Origin of the sequence: Streptosporangium sp. 'caverna', assembly GCF_003203775.1 — a bacterium.
Taxonomy (GTDB): Bacteria; Actinomycetota; Actinomycetes; order Streptosporangiales; family Streptosporangiaceae; genus Streptosporangium; species Streptosporangium subroseum.
Genome location: NZ_CP029711.1, coordinates 4675267 through 4693594 on the forward strand (window position 1 = coordinate 4675267; position 18328 = coordinate 4693594).

Annotated in this window: 14 protein-coding genes; 5 read left to right on the forward strand and 9 right to left on the reverse strand. The window is 70.4% G+C overall.

Annotated features, from left to right (window positions below; genetic code table 11):
• Window positions 1–11 precede the first annotated feature (11 nt).
• The 9 genes from DKM19_RS20645 to DKM19_RS20690 all read right to left on the reverse strand — a co-directional run bounded on the left by DKM19_RS20645 (window position 12) and on the right by DKM19_RS20690 (window position 13097).
• Window positions 12–1847: a family 43 glycosylhydrolase gene (locus DKM19_RS20645; RefSeq protein WP_239514353.1), complete on the reverse strand. Its 1836-nt coding sequence runs from the start codon at window positions 1845–1847 to the stop codon at window positions 12–14.
• 345 nt (window positions 1848–2192) lie between these two features.
• Window positions 2193–3617, reverse strand: a complete 1425-nt coding sequence (locus DKM19_RS20650; RefSeq protein WP_239514461.1) for a non-reducing end alpha-L-arabinofuranosidase family hydrolase — start codon at window positions 3615–3617, stop codon at window positions 2193–2195.
• A 59-nt stretch (window positions 3618–3676) separates the two neighbouring features.
• A complete protein-coding gene (locus tag DKM19_RS20655) occupies window positions 3677–3928 on the reverse strand; it encodes an RICIN domain-containing protein (protein WP_162641639.1) in 252 nt (83 codons plus the stop codon).
• A gap of 561 nt (window positions 3929–4489) precedes the next feature.
• On the reverse strand, window positions 4490–7345 hold the full coding sequence (locus DKM19_RS20665; protein WP_110697531.1) for a glycoside hydrolase N-terminal domain-containing protein: 2856 nt from the start codon (window positions 7343–7345) through the stop codon (window positions 4490–4492).
• Between the two features lie 76 nt (window positions 7346–7421).
• Window positions 7422–8444 (reverse strand): ABC transporter permease, encoded by a 1023-nt coding sequence (locus DKM19_RS20670; protein WP_110697533.1) that lies wholly within the window; start codon window positions 8442–8444, stop codon window positions 7422–7424.
• A complete protein-coding gene (locus DKM19_RS20675) occupies window positions 8437–9954 on the reverse strand; it encodes a sugar ABC transporter ATP-binding protein (protein WP_110697535.1) in 1518 nt (505 codons plus the stop codon). The genes DKM19_RS20670 and DKM19_RS20675 overlap by 8 nt, the downstream gene beginning before the upstream one ends.
• Window positions 9944–11011, reverse strand: coding sequence for a sugar ABC transporter substrate-binding protein (locus DKM19_RS20680; RefSeq protein WP_110697537.1), 1068 nt, complete (start codon window positions 11009–11011; stop codon window positions 9944–9946). Before DKM19_RS20680 ends, DKM19_RS20675 begins: the two co-directional genes overlap by 11 nt.
• Window positions 11008–11772: an SDR family NAD(P)-dependent oxidoreductase gene (locus tag DKM19_RS20685; RefSeq protein WP_110705850.1), complete on the reverse strand. Its 765-nt coding sequence runs from the start codon at window positions 11770–11772 to the stop codon at window positions 11008–11010. The genes DKM19_RS20680 and DKM19_RS20685 overlap by 4 nt, the downstream gene beginning before the upstream one ends.
• A complete protein-coding gene (locus DKM19_RS20690; RefSeq protein WP_239514354.1) occupies window positions 11772–13097 on the reverse strand; it encodes an enolase C-terminal domain-like protein in 1326 nt (441 codons plus the stop codon). Before DKM19_RS20690 ends, DKM19_RS20685 begins: the two co-directional genes overlap by 1 nt.
• Before the next feature lie 308 nt (window positions 13098–13405).
• Here DKM19_RS20690 and DKM19_RS20695 point away from each other — a divergent pair, with 308 nt between their 5' ends.
• Genes DKM19_RS20695 through larE form a run of 5 tightly spaced genes read left to right on the forward strand, consistent with a single transcriptional unit; the run spans window position 13406 to window position 18219 of the window.
• Window positions 13406–14185, forward strand: coding sequence for a FadR/GntR family transcriptional regulator (locus DKM19_RS20695; protein ID WP_110697539.1), 780 nt, complete (start codon window positions 13406–13408; stop codon window positions 14183–14185).
• The gene (gene larA, locus DKM19_RS20700; protein WP_110697541.1) at window positions 14182–15462 is read left to right on the forward strand and encodes a nickel-dependent lactate racemase; all 1281 of its coding nucleotides are present in this window, start codon (window positions 14182–14184) and stop codon (window positions 15460–15462) included. The genes DKM19_RS20695 and larA overlap by 4 nt, the downstream gene beginning before the upstream one ends.
• A complete protein-coding gene (larB, locus tag DKM19_RS20705) occupies window positions 15459–16229 on the forward strand; it encodes a nickel pincer cofactor biosynthesis protein LarB (protein WP_110697543.1) in 771 nt (256 codons plus the stop codon). The genes larA and larB overlap by 4 nt, the downstream gene beginning before the upstream one ends.
• A complete protein-coding gene (gene larC, locus DKM19_RS20710; RefSeq protein WP_110697545.1) occupies window positions 16226–17380 on the forward strand; it encodes a nickel pincer cofactor biosynthesis protein LarC in 1155 nt (384 codons plus the stop codon). Before larB ends, larC begins: the two co-directional genes overlap by 4 nt.
• A gap of 11 nt (window positions 17381–17391) precedes the next feature.
• Window positions 17392–18219 carry an ATP-dependent sacrificial sulfur transferase LarE gene (gene larE / locus DKM19_RS20715; protein ID WP_110697547.1) on the forward strand — a complete coding sequence of 276 codons (828 nt, stop codon included), beginning with the start codon at window positions 17392–17394 and terminating at the stop codon, window positions 18217–18219.
• Window positions 18220–18328 lie beyond the last annotated feature (109 nt).

Below are 18328 nucleotides of genomic sequence, written 5' to 3' on the forward strand. Positions count from 1 at the left end.
CGCGCCTCCCGTCATTGAAGGGAGGCGTCGTCGACGTAGAGGTTGTCGGTGCCCGCGTCCGTTTCGACGTAGAAGGAGGCGTTGGTCAGCGTTCCGGTCCAGGAGACGGTCGCGGTGCCGGTGAGCTGGGTCCAGCCGCCGGCGTTGACCGCCTGCGCCGGGGTGAGCTGGATGTAGCTCGTCGTGCCGTTCGCGGTGAGCGTCAGGGTCGCCTTCGCGCCGGGAGTGCCGCTCTGCGAGCGGACCCAGACGCTCGTGGTGTAGCTCCTGCCGTTGGTGAGCTGCGCGGTCACGTTCTGGTGCGGGCCCTGCCAGGCGGCCGTACGGCCGGAGTTGAGCAGCGACCGGCTGCCGCCGCGGACCACGTTCGTGGCGGAGGACAGGGTGCCGCCGGAGCTGGTCCAGCCCGTCGTGCCGTCCTCCATCGTGCCGTTGGTCAGCAGGTTCCCGCCGCCGCTGCCGCCGCCCTGGGTGAACTGCCACCAGTTGAGGTTGAACAGGTAGCCGCTGCCGCCCGTGAAACGCAGGTAGAGGTCGCGCGTGCCGGTGGCGCCCGACACCGGGCAGGTGACCGAGGCCCAGTTCTGCCAGCCGCCGGTACCGGGGACGGTGCAGGTGCCGACGAGGGTGCCGGTGGCACTGCCGAGGCGGACCTCGAGCTGGCCGCCACCGGTCCCCGAGGCCACGCGGGCGGTGAAGGAGGACGCCCCGTTGCCGAAGGCGACGCCCTTGACCTTGACGTAGTCGCCGTTCTCGATGAACCCGACGTTCATGCCGCCTTCGCCGGAGGCTTCGGTCTCCACCCCGGATGCCCAGGCGACGGTCTCGGCCTCCTGCCGGACGAACGGGTTGAGGGTGCCGACCTGCGGTGGTCCCGCGGTGGTCATGTTGATGATGGGGATGGTGCCGTCGGAGTTGAAGGTGAACTTCTCCACGGCCACCGAGCGGGTGTAACCGCCTCCGCCCGGCAGGGCGCCGTTGTGGTAGAAGAAGTAGGATCCGCCGGCGAAGTCGATGATCCCGGGGTGGTTGGTGAAGCTCGATCCCTGCCTCGGCATGACCGTTCCCCGGTAGGTCCACGGCCCGGTGGCGCTGGAGGCCGTCGAGTAGCCGATGAACTCCGAGCAGCATTCGGCGGCGAACACGTTGTAGTAGAGGTTGTTGCGTTTGAAGACCCACGGCCCCTCTTCGTAGAGGGTGGGACGGCTGGCGTTGCCACTGCGCGTGCCGAATCCCGCCGTGGTGAGCGGAATCTGGGTCGGGCTGCCGGAGTAGGAGATCATGTCGGTGTTCAGCCGGACGTACCACAGGCGGGGGTTCCCCCAGTAGAGGTAGGCCTGGCCGTTGTCGTCGATGAGGACGTTGGGGTCGATCTCGTTGTTCTCGACCAGCGGGCGGCCCAGCGCGTCACGGAAGGGCCCGGTGGGGCTGTCGCCGACCGCGACCCCGATGGCCATGCCGCCGGTCGCCCGGTTCCGCACCGGGACGTACCAGTAGAACTTGCCGTTGCGGTAGGCGACGTGGCCAGCCCAGGCGTTGGTGTCGGCCCAGGCGAAGGTGGCCAGGCTCATCGGTGAGCCGTGGTCGGTCCAGTTGACCATGTCCGTGGTGGAGTACACCCGCCAGTCACGCATGGTGAAGTACGTGGAGCCGTCCTCGTCGTGGCCGGTGTAGAGGTAGAGGCGGCCGTTGTGGACGAGCGGCGCCGGGTCGGCGGTGTAGACGGTCTGCACGATCGGGTTGTCGGCCCTGGCCAGGGACGGGAACAACGTGGTCAGCAGAAGCAGGCTCACGGTCCAGAGAACCAGGTGGCGAGATCTCCTGGCCGTGCGAAGTACGGGTCTCACCTGTCGTCTCCCTCAGGCGGTATCTGACGGGGGTGCTGATGGCACCGGACGTGGCGGATCGGAGGGTTCGCCACGTCCGGTGCGGTTCAGGGGGTGATAGCAGGCCCAGGCGTCAGGGCGGGGAGTTGTGATCGCCGCCCGCGTTGTGATCGCCGAGGCGAACTCCCTCGCTCGGGCAGCAGGATGATCCGGGCTCCCGCGTGACCCGGGCGGGCTCGGCCGTGTGCCGAGCCCGCCCGTTCCACCTCCGGCCCGGTCCTGATCGTGTGTCGTGATGATGCTGACCCGATGGGGTGGACGTCTTCGCGGTGGAGGTCGGGAATGGGCCGGAGGTGGGTTCTGCGGTCAGCGCTGCAGGGTCAGCAGGCCCGGCCGGTAGGGCAGGAGGCCGTAGTCGCCGCCGGAGCTGGGGCTGCGGCCCTGGTAGAGCAGCTGGAGGTTGCAGGGGTCGACGGTCATGGTCTGGTCGGCGCTGGTGCGGAGCAACTCGCCGTGGCTGATGTCGTTGGTCCAGGTGGCGCCGCTGTTGGCCTTGCCGGCGAAGGGATTGCTCTCGGTCGCGGCCTGCGCCGTCCAGGAGCCGTTCAGGCTGGTGGCGGTGAAGGAGCGGAAGTAGCGGCCCTGTGAGCCGATCGCCTCGACGATCATGAGGTATCGGCTCTGGCCCTGGAGCTTGTAGACCTGAACGGCCTCGAACAGGTTGTTCGTCGTGTCGCTCATGACCACGGTGGAGGTGGAACCGAAGCTGCCGGGGAAGTTTCCGATGGGCATGCCGGCCCGGTAGATCTTGCCGTTGTCGCCGGCGAAGAACAGGTACATGTTGGTGCCGTCACCGATGACGGTCTGGTCGATGGGCCCGGTTCCGGAGCCGGAGATGCTGCCGGAGAAGAGGGTCTGGGCCGAGGACCAGCCGTTGGGGTTGGTGGGGTCGCTGGAGGTTCTGTAGGAGAAGGCGGTGGGGCCCCATTGGTAGGTCAGGACCCAGATGTTCTTGGGGGCGAAGTAGAACAGGGAGGGGGCGACGGTGGCGGAGGACATGGTGTTCTGGCTGGCCGAGGCCATCTCCGACCAGTTGGTGAACAGGCCGAAGTTCATCGAACCCCATGACGTGCCGGTGTTGTGCGTGGTGGCGTAGACGAGCTGCCTGCCGTTGTAGGGGGCGACGGTGAAGTCCTTGAGCGAGACCCATCCGGACTTCGGGGTCGCCAACACACCGGTCGAGGTCCAGCGGTAGCTCGACGGAAGATTGCAGTTACCGGTCGGTGTCGGGGTGGGGGTGGGGGTCGATCCGCTGCCGACCTGGACGAACTGCCACTGCTGGTTGGCGCCGCCCCAGTCGTCGTACTGGACGATGTTGGCGCCGTCGGCGGTGGAGGCGCCCTGGACCTCCAGGGCCTTGTTGCTGTTGCGGTTGACGAGGCGCACGTAGCCGCTGTCGGAGTCGGCGAGGCGCCATTGCTGGTTGGTGCCGTTGAGGTCGGCCCACTGCACGATCGCGCCGCCGTTGGCGGTGGAGAAGTTGCTGACGTCCAGGACCTTGCCGGAGAGGCGGGACTTGACGCGGTAGTAGCCGCTGCCGGAGTCGACGAACTGCCACTGTTGCTGGTTGCCGTTGTTGCGGGTCCACTGGGTGATGCGGGCGCCGTCGTTGGTGGCCAGGTTGTAGACGTCCAGCGCCTTGCCGCTGGTGCGGTTGACCAGCACGTACCACGCGTTGGTGTCGACGGTCGCCGCGTTCGCGGACTGGGTGGCCACGAAGAGGCTCACCAGTAACGTGGCCGCCGTGACGATGACAGCCAAGGGTCTGATCTGCACAATGTGCTCCGATTTCATCCGATGCGGGAGAGTTGCCACTGCTGGTTGTTGCCGCCCCGGTCGTCGTACTGGACGATGTCTGCGGCGGAGGCGCCCCGTACCTTCACCGCCTTGTCGCCGCCCCGGTCGATGAGGCGGACGTGACCACCCGGCGAGCCCGCGAGGCGCCGCTGCCGGTCGGCGCCGTTGGGATCGGCCCACTGCACGACCGCCCCGCCGTTGGCGGTGATCAGCACATGCGGGCGATTTCGCCTGGTGGGACGCATGGTTTTCCCTTCACAAGCTTGTTAGCGTTAACATTTAAGACTTCAGATCTCCACGGCCTGCTCCTAAGGGGTGATGTCGCGGAGTACATCCGACTGGTCGATCGGCGTCAACAGGCTGCGGTCCTGGCTGAGCTGGGCCCCGGTGTCGGCATGCTCCCTGCCTGGACATTCGTCCGGAGGGAGATCACCTAACGGCGCCTGCGTAAGTGAAAGTTTCACAGAAGTTACGACTTGGCAACCGTAAGTTTCGGGCTGATTTCAGGTTAATTTTCGGGCCTGGCTGTACTGCGGCTCGCCGAGTCGGGGTGCCCCGGGCCGATCCAGCGGGTGGCATCCGTTTTCTGCCATGGCGAAGACGCGCGTGCCCGCGACTCCGGCCGGACGGCTGTCAGGTCGGCGGCGACATCGCCCGGAGGAGCCGGGAGCGCGGTGGATCGCTTCCGCGTCGTGCGCCGGAGTCATCCCGGCGCACGACGCGCACACCGGGATGTGCTGTGCCGCGACCGGTGGCCGGTCGCGGCACAGCACATATGGATCAGGTCCGAGGCAGGTCGCCGACCGTCACACGCCCGTGATGGTCCATTGGTTGTTGGTGTTGGTGTTGGGCGTCCACATGGCGACGGTGGAGCCGGCGGTGCTGTTGCCCATGCCGTCCAGGGACGTGCCGGTGCCGCGGTTGATGATCTGGTAGCGGCCGTTGCCCACGTCGTTGAGGCGCCACTGCTGGTTGTTGCCGCCGCCCCAGGCCGCCTGCCGGGCGATGGCGCCGTTGGCGGTGTTGCCCCAGCTGTCGATGACCATGCCGTTGGTGCGGTTGACGATGCGGTACCAGCCGCTGCCCAGATCGACGAGCTGCCACTGCAGGTTGGTGCTGCCGTCGTTGTTCCACTGCTTGAGGTTCGATCCGGAGGCGACGTTGCCGCCGCTGTCCAGGACCAGGCCGGTGGTCCCGTTGGCGATCCGCACATAGGTGGGCTGTGGTGCGCCGGTTCCGGTCAGGCGGTACGTGCGGCCGGCCTGGCCGGTCAGCGCGATGACGTCGGACTCGGGTTTGGCGACGGTGACGGCGGAGCCGCTCGTGGTGTCGACCACCTGGTAGGTGCCGGTGAAGATCCGGTTGCGGACGTTGACGGTCCCGTTGCGGTCGAACTTGACGAGGATCTCGGTGGCCGTGCCGGAGCTCCACGTCGTGTCCACGGTGTAGCCGCCGCGCCCCCGCAGACCCTGCACCTTTCCGGCCGGCCAGGCGGACGGCAGCGCCGGGAGCACGTGCAGCTCGCCGTTGTGGCTCTGCAGGAGCATCTCCGCGATACCGGACGTCGCGCCGAAGTTGCCGTCGATCTGGAACGGCGGGTGCAGGTCGAACATGTTCGGCGCGAGCCGGTCCGTCGTCACCAGGAGCCGGATCAGGGTGTGCGCGCGGGCGCCCTCCTCCATCCGCGCCCAGTAATTGATCTTCCAGGCGAGCGACCAGCCGGTCCCGTCGTCACCGCGCAGTTCGAGGGTCCGCCGCGCGGCGTTGTACAGAGCCGGGGTGCCGCGCTTGGTGATCTGGTTGCTGGGGTGCAGGCCGTACAGGTGGGAGATGTGCCGGTGGGCCGGCTCGGTCTCGACCCAGTCGTACAGCCACTCCTGGATGTTGCCGCGCGAGCCGGTCTTCATCGGAGGGAGCCGGTCCCGGGCGGCCAGGACCCGCGTCCGGAAGTCGGAGTCGACGCCGAGCGCCTGACCGGCCTTGGCGCAGCCGTTGAACAGGTCGCGCAGGATCTGGTTGTCCATCGTGGGGCCGGCGCAGACGCTGACACCGCTGTGGTGGGCCAGCTCCGGGGAGTTCGACGGGTTCGTGACCAGGAATCCGAGGCTCGGTTCCTGCACGAGGGTGTCGAGGAAGAACTGCGCGGCGCCCTTCATCGCCGGGTAGTACTGCTGGAGGAACCCGAGGTCGCCGGTGAAGGTGTAGTGCTCCCAGATCAGGGAGGCCAGCCACGCGCCGCCGGTCTGCCACATACCCCAGAACGCGCCGTCGACGACGGAGGTGGCCCGCCACGCGTCGGTGTTGTGGTGGGCCACCCAGCCGCCGGCGTTGTACTGGACCTGGGCCGTGCGGGCGCCGCTGACCGTCAGATCGTTGATCATCCCGAACACCGGCTCGAAGCACTCCGACAGGTTCGTCGTGTCGGCCGGCCAGTAGTTCATCGGCAGGTTGGCGTTGATGGTGTACTTCGAGTCCCAGGACGGCGCCAGCGAGTCGTTCCAGATGCCCTGCAGGTTGGCCGGCTGGGTGCCGGGCCGGGAGGAGGAGATCAGCAGGTACCGGCCGAACTGGAACAGCAGCACCGAGAACTGCGGGTCGTTGACGCTGTTGTGCTGCGCGATCCGCACGTCGGTCGGCTGGTCGGCCGCCGAGGTGCGGCCGAGGTCGAGCGTCGTGCGCCCGAACAGCCGCTGGTAGTCGGCCACGTGCCGGGCGCGCAGGTCGGTGTAGGTCCTGGCGACGGCGGCGCTGAGATACTGCCGCGCGATGCCCTGGTAGTCGCCGCTGACGTCGCGGAAGTTACGGTAGCTGGAGCCGATGGAGATCAGCACCGTCACGCTGTTCGCACCCGTCACCTGCAGCGTGCCGCCGGAGCTGCTGACGGTGCCGCCGTCGACGACGGCCTGGGCCAGGCCCAGGAACCGGACCGCGCCGGTCTTGCCCTCCATGCTGCCCGAGACGCCGCTGAGCGCCACCGTCGTGCCGTCCGGGCTGGATCGCGTCGTCTGCTGGGGGCTGTCGAACGTCGCGGAGAACGTGATCGAGCCGGTCCTGTCAGCGGTCAGGCGCATGACGATCACCTGGTCCGGCGCGCTCGCGAACGTCTCGCGCTGGTGGCGCACGCCGTTTTTCAGGTACGACACCGTCGTGGTGGCCGTGGTCAGGTCCAGGTAGCGGTTGTACTCCGAGACCCCGGAGGTGTTGCCGAACGCGAGCCGCAGGTTGCCGACGGTCTGGTAGGCCAGCTGGCCCGCGGGGCTGCCGAGCATGTTCTGGTCGATCAGGGTCTGGGCCTGGCTCCACTGGTTCTGGAAGACCAGCTGCCGGATCTGCCCGAGCGCCCCCGCGCCCCGGGTGTTGCTCTGGTCGTACGGCCCACCGGCCCAGACGGTGTCCTCGTTGAGCTGCAGACGCTCGGTGTCGACGTTGCCGAACACCATGGCGCCCAGGCGGCCGTTGCCGATCGGAAGCGCGCGCAGCCAGTCGGTGCCGGCGCTCTCGTCGTACCACAGCGCCAGGTCGCCTGCGGCGGTCACCGCCGCAGGGGGTGCCGAGGCGGCCCGCGCGGCCGCCGTCCATTGCAGCGGCAACAGCAGAGCGCCGGCTCCGGCTGTTCCGATCTGCATCAGTCGCCTGCGTGTCAGGTGATGTTCGTCGGACATGGTCGTTCCAATCGGTAGGGGGTGTGGCACTGGGGAGTGCCGCGGCGAGGAACGGAAGAGGGGTGCTTGGGGCGGGTTATTCCTGGACTTTTCCTCCGGTGAGGCGAGACAGGATGAGGGCGATGAGGATGATGGCGCCGTTGAGAGCCTGGATCCACTGGGCGGGCACGCCGGCCAGGGTGAGGACGTTCTGGATCATGTAGAGAAGAAGGATGCCGGTGAACGCGCCGAACATGGTGCCCTTGCCGCCGTTGAGGCTGACGCCACCGATCACGGCCGCGGCGAACACGGTGAAGATGGCGCCGTCGCCCTGCGCGGCGGCCACCGAGGCGAGGTGTCCCGACAGCAGCAGGCCCCCGAGCGCGGCGAGCAGGCCGGCGCCGACCAGGGCGGTCCACAGCACCCGGTCGGTGCGGATGCCGGCCGTCTTGGCCGCGTCCACGTTGCCGCCGATGGCGTACAGGGCGCGGCCGTAGCGGGTGAAGCCGAGCAGCACGATGCCGGCGGCGAACAGCAGCAGGCACAGCCAGATCGAGGCGGGCACGCCGAACCACAGGGCCGAGCCGAGGTAGAGCATCGACGGCGGCAGGTTGAAGAAGGTCTGGCCGCCGGAGATGCCGGTGAGCAGGCCGCGCAGCACGATCAGCATGCCGAGGGTGACGATGAAGCCGTTGAGCCCGAACCGCACGATCAACAGCGCGTTGATCACGCCGATCAGCGCGCCGACGGCCAGGGTGATCGGGATCGCCCAGGCTCCCGACAGCACGCCCAGCCCGGCGCCCGAGCCGACGGCGACGGTCAGCCAGGCGGCCACGCCCGGCGCGAGGCCGAAGGTCGACTCCAGCGAGAGGTCCATCTTGCCGGCGACCAGGACGAGGGTCTGCGCCAGGACCAGCAGCGACATCTCCGACATGGTCTGCAGGATGTTGATCAGGTTGTCGCCCTGCAGGAAGATCGGGTTGACGATCTGGCCGATGACGGCGATCACGATGATCGCGGGGATCAGCGCGAAGTCGCGCAGCCGGGCGAGCCGTACCCGCGGCCGTTCCCGCTCGGGGGCGGCGCTCTCCGTGGCGGGCGTGAGGGTTGTCTCAGGCATCGAGCCGGACTCCTTCCATGGCCGCCACCACGTCGTGGTCATGCCATCCGGCGGCCATCTCCGCGACGAGGCTGCCCTGGAACATCACCAGCAGCCGGTCGCACAGCCGCAGGTCGTCGAGTTCGTCGGAGGCGATCAACACACCGCTTCCCTTGGCGGCCGTCTCCTCGACCTTGCCGAGCAGGAACTCCTTGGACTTCACGTCCACCCCGGCGGTGGGGGTGATCAGCACGAGCAGCCGGGGATCGGAGGCCAGCGCCCTGGCCATGACGACCTTCTGCTGGTTGCCGCCGGACAGGCCCATCACGGGCAGACCGGGACCGGGGGTCTTGATCGCCAGGTTGGCGATCAAGGTCCTGGCCAGCCGGTCGCGCCGCCGGCCGCTGATCAGGCCGGCCTCGCCGAGCCGTTCGGGGACGGTCATGGTGGCGTTGTCGGCGATCGACATCATCGAGACGAACCCCTGGTGATGCCGGTCACGGGGGACGAAGCCGACACCCGCGGTGAGCGCGTCGGGCACGCTGCCGGGACGGGGACGACGGCCGGTGACCTCGATCGCGCCCGAATCGGCCGCGCGCAGCCCGACGACGGTCTCGGCCAGTTCGGTCCGGCCGCTGCCGGCTGCGCCCGCCAGGCCGACGATCTCGCCGGCCCGGACGTCGAAGTCGATCTCCCGGTAGGCGTCGCCGTATGACAGGCCGCGCACGCCGAGCGCCACGCCGGCGTCGGCGGGCACGGACGCCCGGGGGAGTGCGGTGGTCAGGCCGGTGGCCTCTCCCGCCATCGCCGCCACCAGTTCGGCGTGCGTCAGGTCGGCCACCGTGGTGGTCAGGATGTGCCGGGCGTCGCGGAAGACCGTGACCGTGTCACAGATCTCGTAGATCTCCTGCAGGTGGTGGCTGATGAACAGGAAGGTCACTCCCTGTTCCTGCAGGGTGCGGATGCGGGTGAACAGCCGGGCGATGGCGGCGGCGTCGAGTTGGGCGGTCGGTTCGTCGAGGATGATGAACCGGGCGCCGAAGGACAGCGCACGGGCGATCTCCACGAACTGCCGCTGCTCGACGTCCAGCTCGCCGGCGGGCAGGCGTACGTCGACGTCCACCGACCAGGCGGCGAGCAGCGTGGCCGCCTTGCGCCGCAGCGCACCCCAGCGGACCAGTCCGAACCGGTTCAGGTCGTGGCGGTGCAGGTATAGGTTCTCCGCCACGGTCAGCTCGGGGATGATCGTGGACTTCTGGTAGACGCAGGCCACCCGCTGCCGCCAGGCGTCGCGGTCGGCGAGGCGCGGCGCGGGTTCGCCGCCGAACCGCACCTCGCCCTCGTCGGGGGGCGCCAGGCCGGTGAGGATCGAGACCAGGGTGGACTTCCCGGCCCCGTTACGGCCGACCAGGGCGTGAGTCCGGCCGGGCATGATCTGGATTCCGGCGCGGTCCAGCGCGACGGTCTCGCCGTACTTCTTGGTGACGCCCACCGCCTCGACGAGAGGTGTGGGCGCCCGGTCAGCCGCCAAGGGTGTTACCCCAGAGCGAGGAGTCGTCCGGCTTGATGCTCGGGACGTCGCCGTAGGTGCCGCCGTCGGCGGTGACCAGGGGCGCGGAGAGCTGATCCTCCAGCAGGCCCGGGCGCACCTGGACGATGGTGCTGTCGTGGTCGGTCGCGCCGGGCTTGAACGTCTTTCCGTCGAGGGCGGCCTTGGTGTACTCCAGGGCGTACTTGGCGTACTGGTCGGCCGGCTGTGAGACGGTGGCGTCGATGTTGCCGGCGGCGATCTCCTTCAGCTCCTGGGGGATGCCGTCGTTGGAGATGACGAAGACGTGCTTGGGATCGCCCGGAGGGACCAGCAGGCCGCGCTGCTTGAGCACCTGGAGAGTGCCCGACAGGGCGAAGCTCGACTGCATGTAGACGCCCTTGATGTCGGGGTGGGCGGTGAGCTGCGTCTGGAATTTTTGCGAGGCGACGGCGCCGTCCCAGTTGGTGGCCTCGCCGAACACCGTGATGTCCGGGTAGTCGGCCTTCATGCAGGCGTTGAACGCCTCGGTGCGGTCACGGCCGTTGATGGAGGCCAGGTCGCCCTGGAGCATCACGACCTTGCCCTTGCCGGACAGCTTCTCGCCGAGGAACTTGCACGCCTTCTCGCCGTAGGCCCGGTTGTCGGCGCGCACCACCATGTAGGCGTCGCCCTGCTCGGGGCGGGTGTCGACCATGACGACGGGGATTTTCTTGGCGGTGAGCTGCTGGAGGGTGGGGACCACGGCGGCGGTGTCCTGCGGCGCCAGCACGACGCCCTTGACGCCCTGGCTGATGAGGCTTTGCACGTTGGCGGTGAGCTTGGAGATGTCGTTCTGCGAATTGGAGGTCTTCAGTTCGAGGCCGTTCTCGGCGCCGAACTGGGGGACGTACTTGATGAAGGAGTTCCAGAAGTCGGTGTCGGAGCGGGGGTAGTCCACCCCGACGACCGGCTTGCCGCCTCCCGAGGCGGTTGTGCCGCCGCCCGCGTCACTTCCGCAGGCGCCGGCCAGACCGGCCGCCAGGGCGACGGCCGTTCCCAGGGCGAGTCCTCGTCTCATGGCTGTTCCTTTCCTGTGCTTGGTCGCAGCCGGAGCCCGTGCATGCCGCCGTCCACGGACAGGTTGGTGCCGGTGGTCGAACCGGCGAGGGGACTCGCCAGGTACGCGATGGCCTCGGCCACCTCGTTCGCCGAGACCAGACGGCCCATCGGCTGGCGGGCGGCGAGCGCCCGGCGTTCCCCTTCGGGGTCGGCGGCGGCCTCCAGCAGCCGATTCACCCACGGGGTGTCGGCGGTGCCGGGGTTGACGCAGTTGACGCGGATGCCCTCCGTGACCAGGTCGGCCGCCATGGCCTGGGTCATGGACAGCACCGCGCCCTTGGTGGAGGCGTACAGGACCCGCTGGGGCAGCCCGGCGGTCGCCGCGATGGAGCAGGTGTTCACGATCGCCGCGGCCCGCGACGCCCGCAGGTGGGGCAGCGCCGACCTGGCCACCCGGACCATGCCGAACACGTTGACGTCGAAGACCCGGCGCCATTCGTCGTCGTCGTTGTCCTCGATCCCGCCCTGGGCTCCGATCCCCGCGTTGTTCACCAGGATGTCGATGCCGCCGAGCCGGTCCGCGGCCTCGGCCACCGCGGTCCGCACCGACGCGTCGTCGGTCACGTCGGCCCGCAACCCGAGCAGGGGCTCGGGCACGTCGGGGACCAGGTCGAGGCAGGCTACGCGGGCCCCCCGCTCGGCCAGCAGGGTGGCGGTGGCCAGGCCGATGCCGGAGGCGCCGCCGGTGACGACGGCCGTGAGCCCGTCGAAGGTCCCCATCACGCCGCCCCCGTCACGTCGGCGGCTGTGCCGGCGGCCCACCGGGGGCCGTGCGGGTAGGCGTACTCGGCGCGGGACGCCGGATGCATCTCGGCGCCTCCGCCCGGCTTGAGGGGGGCGGCGTACCGGCCGCCTCTGATCACCACCGGGTCGGTGAAGTGCTCGTGCAGGTGGTCGATGTACTCGATGACGCGGTCCTCGGTGGTGCCGCTGAGGGCCACGTAGTCGAACATCGACAGGTGCTGGACCATCTCACACAGACCGACACCGCCCGCGTGCGGACACACCGGCACTCCGAACTTGGCGGCCAGCAGCAGGATGGCGATGTTCTCGTTGACCCCGGCGACTCTGGTCGCGTCGAGCTGCAGGATGTCGATCGCGTCCGCCTGCAGGAACTGCTTGAACATCACCCGGTTGTGGGCGTGCTCGCCGGTGGCGACCTTGATGGGCGCGACCCGCTTCCGGATGGCGGCGTGGCCGAGCACGTCGTCGGGGGAGGTGGGCTCCTCGATCCAGTACAGGTCGAACTCGGCGAGCGTGGCCAGGCGTTCGATCGCCTGGCCGACGTTCCATGCCTGGTTGGCGTCCACGGCGATGCGCACGTCGGGGCCGACCGCCTCGCGGGCCAGCCGTACGCGCCGGACGTCCTCGGCCGGATCGGCGCCGACTTTCAGCTTGATGAGGTGGAACCCGTCGGCGACCGCCTCCTTGGCCAGCCGGACCAGCTTGTCGTCGGTGTAGCCGAGCCAGCCGGGGGTGGTGGTGTAGGCCGGATAGCCCTCGGCGAGCAGGCGCGCGCGGCGCTCGGCGCGGCCCGGCTCGGTGCCGCGCAGGATGGTCAGCGCCTCCTCGCGGGTGAGCGCCTCCTCCAGGTAGCGGAAGTCGACGACGTCGACGATCTCCTCCGGAGACAGCTCCGACAGCAGCCGCCACAGCGGCTTGCCCGCCCTGCGCGCACGGAGGTCCCACAGAGCGTTGAGCACGGCCCCCGCCGCCATGTGGATGACGCCCTTCTCCGGGCCGAGCCAGCGCAGCTGGCTGTCGCCGGTGAGCCGGCGTGACACCCCGCCGAGGTCGCCGAGCACCTCGGCCACCGGCCGGCCGGCGATCAGCGGTGCCAGCGACTCCACGGCGGCGACGGCGAGCTCGTTGCCGCGCCCGACGGTGAAGGCGAGTGCGTGCCCCTCCTGCCCGCCGTCGGTCCGCACGATCACGTAGGCGGCGGAGTAGTCGGGCTCGGGGTTCATGGCGTCGGAACCGTCGAGGTGGCGAGAGGTGGGGAACCGGATGTCGTGGGCCTCGATCGAGGTGATCAGCTCCGTCACGGTGACCCGCTCCGGTGATGCGTGCGCACGAAGGTCTGCCTCCAGCGGATGTTTCCGGAAGGTGAAGAGATCTTCACCACATGGACATGGGATGTCTTTGTAATCCTCTCGGCTCGATGTGTCTAGACCCTCCAGTGAAATACCGGCAATATGCCCCTATAGCCGGATGTCGCGTGGCTCTGTCGCGTGAATACAACCCACGTTTGTTTCACAATGGATCGAGCTCTCGCGCGAACATGGGATGTCTGTTATGTTCCCGGCGTGACCTGCGTACCGATCGAGCGACTTCACGACCGGAGGTCGCGCCCATGTCCCTGACCGACGAGGCGATCTCCCGCATCCGGGCGCTCGTCCAGTCGGGTGAGCTGCCCCCTGGGGCGCGGCTGCCCCCGGAGCACCAGCTCGCCGCCCACCTGGGCGTCTCCCGCAACGGGTTGCGCGAGGCGGTCAAGGCGCTGGTCGTGGCCCGGGTGCTCGATGTACGGCGGGGCGACGGCACCTACGTGACCAGCCTGGAGCCGCGGCTGCTGCTGGAAGGACTGGGGCTGGCCGTCGAGCTGCTGCGCGACGACACCCTGCTGGAGATCGTCCAGGTGCGGCGGATGCTGGAGCCCGCGGCGACCGCTCTGGCCGCGTCCCGGATCTCCGCCGAGCAGCTCGCCGAGGTCGGCGAGCACCTGACCGCGATGTGTGCGGCCAGAGATGACGTGGAGAAGCTGAACCGCCATGACGCGGCCTTCCACCGGGCCGTGGTGCGGGCGACCGGCAACGAGACGCTGTCCACCCTGCTCGAGGGGATCTCCGGCCGTACCCTGCGGATGCGAGTGTGGCGCGGCACGGTCGAGACCGGCAGCTCGCACAAGACCATCGCCGAGCACGAGGCGATCTACAACGCTCTGGCCGCCGGTGACGCGACGCTCGCGCAGGCGGCGGCGCTGATGCACATCGGCACGACCGAGACATGGCTCCGCTCGGTGCTCGAAGACGTCGAGGGCTCCCCGGGCGAGGTCGACGGCGATCCGGCCCTGGCCGATACTGAGATCGTCGGCGGGCTCTGGCCGGAGCCCGGCAGTGAGGAGACACGATGAAGGTCCGCCTGGCCTACGGGGAGACCGGCCTGACGGTCGAGCTGCCCGACGAGGCCACCACGGTGGTGACCCCTGTCCACCACGCGGCCGCGCCCGACCAGATGGGCGTGCTGCGGGCGGCTCTGCGTGACCCGGTGTCCGGGCCGCCGCTGCGCGAGAGGGTACGGCCCGGCCAGACCGTCGCCATCTCGGCCTGCGACGGCACCCGCCCCCAGCCGCGGCACCTGATGATTCCGGCGATCCTCGACGAGCTCGACGGCATCGTCGACCTCGACGATGTGACCATCCTCGTCGCGACCGGCACCCATCGCGGCAACACCGAGGCCGAACTGCGCGCGATGTTCGGCGACGCGGTCGTGGACTCCGTGCGGATCGTCAACCACGACGCCCGCGACCAGGGATCGCTCACCTACCTCGGCCGCTTCGGCAAGGACGTGCCGGTATGGCTGAACACCGCCTGGGTCGAGGCCGACGTGCGGATCACCACGGGTTTCGTGGAGCCGCACTTCTTCGCGGGCTTCTCCGGCGGCCCCAAACTGGTCGCCCCCGGCCTGGCCGCGCTGGAGACCGTGCTCACCCTGCACGACGCCGCGCGCATCGGCGACCCCCGGGCCACCTGGGGGGTGATCGAGGGCAACCCCGTGCACGACGACGTGCGGGCCATCGCCGAGGGCACCGGGGTGACCTTCGCCCTCGACGTGATCCTCAACCGGGACAAGGACATCGCGGCGGCGTTCGGCGGAGACATCCTGCCCATGCACGCCGCGGCCACCGCCGCCGCCCGCCGGGTCGCCATGCGACGGGTCGAGGCGCCTTTCGACGTGGTGGTCACCACCAACTCCGGCTATCCCCTCGACCAGAACCTCTACCAGTCGGTCAAGGGCATGTCGGCGGCGTTCCAGGTGGTCCGGCCGGGTGGCGTGATCGTCTGCGCCGCCGAGTGCCGCGACGGCTTCCCCGACCACGGCTCCTACCGCGAGGTACTGGCCTCGGCACCCTCCCCTCAGGCGCTGCTCGACGCGATCGCCGCCCGGCCGGTGACCGTCCCCGACCAGTGGCAGGTGCAGATCCAGGCGCGCATCCAGGCGGGCGCACGGGTGGTGGTGCACACCTCGTACCTCAGCGACGCCGACCTGGCGGAAGCCCACCTGGAACGGACCGACGACATCGCGGCCACGGTGACCGAGGCGCTGGCCGCCGCCGGGCCGGGCGCCCGCGTGTGCGTACTGCCGGAGGGCCCGCAGACCATCCCCTACCTGTCCGGCGGCCGGGCATGAGCGAACGCGCGGTGGACCTGGGGTTCGCCCGGGTCGACGTGGATCGGGAGGCGCGCCAGGGGACGCCCGAGGTCGTCTACGGGCCGGGCAAGACCGCCGAGGAGATCGCCGCCATCGCGTCCGCCCTGCTCGCCCGCAACACCGGCCCGGTGCTGGCCACGCGGGTCGAGGAGGCGACCGCCGGGCCCGTCCTGGCGGCCGTGCCGGGCGGGTCCTACGATCCGGTGGCGCGGCTGCTGGTGTGGCGACCGGCCGCGACCGGGCCCTTCGCGGTCGCGGTGGTCACGGCGGGCACGTCAGACGGGCCGGTGGCGGCCGAGGCGGCGGCCGTGGCCCGGGCGCTCGGGCTGGCCGTCACCGTGATCCGCGACGTGGGCGTGGCGGGAATCCACCGGCTGCTCGCCGAGACCGGGCGGCTACGCGCGGCCGACGCGGTGATCGTCGTGGCGGGCATGGAGGGCGCGCTGGCCAGCGCCGTCGGCGGTCTCGTGGCGGCGCCGGTGATCGCCGTGCCCACCTCCGTCGGGTACGGCGCGGCCCTGGAGGGCGTCACCGCCCTGCTGGCGATGCTGTCCTCGTGCGCGGCCGGCCTCACCGTGGTCAACATCGACTCCGGCTTCGGCGCCGCCATGGCCGCTCACCGTCTCGCCCACACCGCCACCCGCCGCACCTCCTCACCGTCCCCGCCCATCCCGTTCCCGGACGGCGCGGACTCTCCCGCACCCCGGACCTCCCCGGCGGAGGCGGAGCAGGGGGTGGGGCCGTGATCTGCTGGGTCAACCCGTTCACGGGGCTGGCGGGGGACATGCTGCTGGCTGCGCTCATCGACGCCGGGGCGCCGCTGGACGGCATCCGCGCGGCGGTGGGGTCGACCGGCCTCACCGGATGGGAGCTGACGGCCGGGCGGGTGGTCAGTCACGGGCTGGCGGCGACCCGCGTACGGGTCGTGGTCACCGACACGGCGACCGAGCGACGAGCGGCCGAGCTGATCTCCATGGCCGGGGCCGCCCGGCCGGAACCGGTCGCCGGCCTCGCCACCGCCGCGCTGCGGGCGATCGCCGAGGCGGAGGGCCGTATCCACGGTGCCGACCCCGGCCAGGTGCACCTGCACGAGCTGGGCGGTCACGACGCGCTCGTGGACATCGTCGGCGTGGCCGCCGCGCTGCACCTGCTCGGTGTCACGGCCGTGCACTGCGCCCCCGTCCCCCTCGGCACCGGCACGGTGACCACCCGCCACGGCGTACTGCCCGTACCGGCCCCCGCGACCGCCGTCCTGCTGCAAGGGGCCCTGGTGACCGGAAGCGACCTGCCCGGGGAGACTGTGACCCCCACGGGGGCGGCACTGCTGCGCGCCATGCGAGCGAGATACACCCCGCCGCCGGCGATGACCCCGGTGGCGACCGGCTACGGCGCGGGCACCCGGGAGCTCCCCGACCGCCCGAACATCGTCGCCGTCACCCTCGCCGAGCCCGCCCGTGACGCCGGCGCCGAGCCCTTGGTCGTCCTGGAGACCAACCTGGACGACGTCACCGGCGAGGTGCTCGGCCACACGATCGCACGGGCCCTGGAAGCGGGCGCCCTGGACGCCTGGGCCACCCCGGCCACCATGAAAAAGGGCCGGCCGGCGCACGTGCTGCACCTGCTGTGCCGCCCTCCCGCCGCACCGGCCCTGCGCGAACTGGTCTTCGCGGAGACCGGCGCGCTCGGCGTGCGCGAGGTCGCGGTCGGCCGTACGGCCCTGCCCCGGCACACCACCGAGGTGGACCTGGAGGGCCATCGCGTGCGGGTCAAGCACGGACCCTACTCGGCCAAACCCGAACACGACGACGTGGCCGCCGCCTCGGCCGCCCTCGGCCTGTCCCTGCGCGAGACGGCGGCCCGGGCGCTGCGGCTGATCCACGAGCGGCCCCCTACGTGAGAGAGACCAGGATGACCCCCGACGGGAAGATCACCACACTGCTCGACCGGCTGACCGCCCTGCCCTCGCTCGCCGTCGCCTTCTCCGGTGGGGCCGACTCCGCGCTGGTGCTGGCGGCGGCGGTCCGGACGCTTGGGGCCGACCGGGTGCTGGCGGTGACGGCGGTCTCCGACAGCCTGGCGGCCGAGGAACTCGATGTGGCCCGGCGGTTCGCGGCCTCCCTCGGCGTGCGGCACCTGATGCCGACCACCGCCGAGACGGCGAACCCCGGCTACCGGGCCAACGGCCGCGACCGCTGCTACTTCTGCAAATCGGAGGTGCTCGACGTGATCGGCCGGGTGGCGGCGGAGCACGGCTTCGCGAACGTCGCCACCGGCACCAACGCCGACGACGCCGTGGACCCGTTCCGGCCGGGGATCAGGGCCGCCGACGAGCGCGGGGTGCTCGCCCCGCTGCGGGACGCCGGTCTGACCAAGGCCGAGGTACGGCGGGCCAGCAAGGCGTGGGACCTGGTCACCTGGGACAAGCCGGCCGCGCCCTGTCTGGCCAGCCGGGTGGCCTACGGCGTGGAGGTGACGCCGGCCCGGCTGAACCGGATCGAGACGGCCGAGCGGGCGGTGCGCCACCTGCTGGCCCGGGTCGGCCTGCCGGTCACCGACCTGCGGGTACGCGATCTCGGCGACCGGGTGCGGGTGGAGCTGGACGCCGACCTGGTGCCCCGGGCCACCGGCCTGCCGGACCTGGTATCGGCCGTACGCGAGGCCGGCTTCCCCGGTGCTCAGGTGGAGATGGCGGCCTTCCGCTCCGGAGCCCTGAACATCGAGCCGCTCCGCCCGTGACCGGCCGGAGACGCCTCTCGCACCGGGACCGCCCACGCGTCACCCGGTGACCGGGAAGCCGTGCGGCCGGCCTCGTTCCGGCGAACCCGGTTCGGTGCGCGGTGAGGGC

Bases quoted from the DNA above. Each gene is read 5' to 3' on its own strand.
- DKM19_RS20655 (WP_162641639.1), bottom strand. From the start codon at position 3,928: ATGCGTCCCACCAGGCGAAATCGCCCGCATGTGCTGATCACCGCCAAC.
- DKM19_RS20665 (WP_110697531.1), bottom strand. From the start codon at position 7,345: ATGTCCGACGAACATCACCTGACACGCAGGCGACTGATGCAGATCGGA.
- DKM19_RS20670 (WP_110697533.1), bottom strand. From the start codon at position 8,444: ATGCCTGAGACAACCCTCACGCCCGCCACGGAGAGCGCCGCCCCCGAG.
- DKM19_RS20680 (WP_110697537.1), bottom strand. From the start codon at position 11,011: ATGAGACGAGGACTCGCCCTGGGAACGGCCGTCGCCCTGGCGGCCGGT.
- DKM19_RS20685 (WP_110705850.1), bottom strand. From the start codon at position 11,772: ATGGGGACCTTCGACGGGCTCACGGCCGTCGTCACCGGCGGCGCCTCC.
- DKM19_RS20695 (WP_110697539.1), top strand. From the start codon at position 13,406: ATGTCCCTGACCGACGAGGCGATCTCCCGCATCCGGGCGCTCGTCCAG.
- larA (WP_110697541.1), top strand. From the start codon at position 14,182: ATGAAGGTCCGCCTGGCCTACGGGGAGACCGGCCTGACGGTCGAGCTG.
- larB (WP_110697543.1), top strand. From the start codon at position 15,459: ATGAGCGAACGCGCGGTGGACCTGGGGTTCGCCCGGGTCGACGTGGAT.
- larE (WP_110697547.1), top strand. From the start codon at position 17,392: ATGACCCCCGACGGGAAGATCACCACACTGCTCGACCGGCTGACCGCC.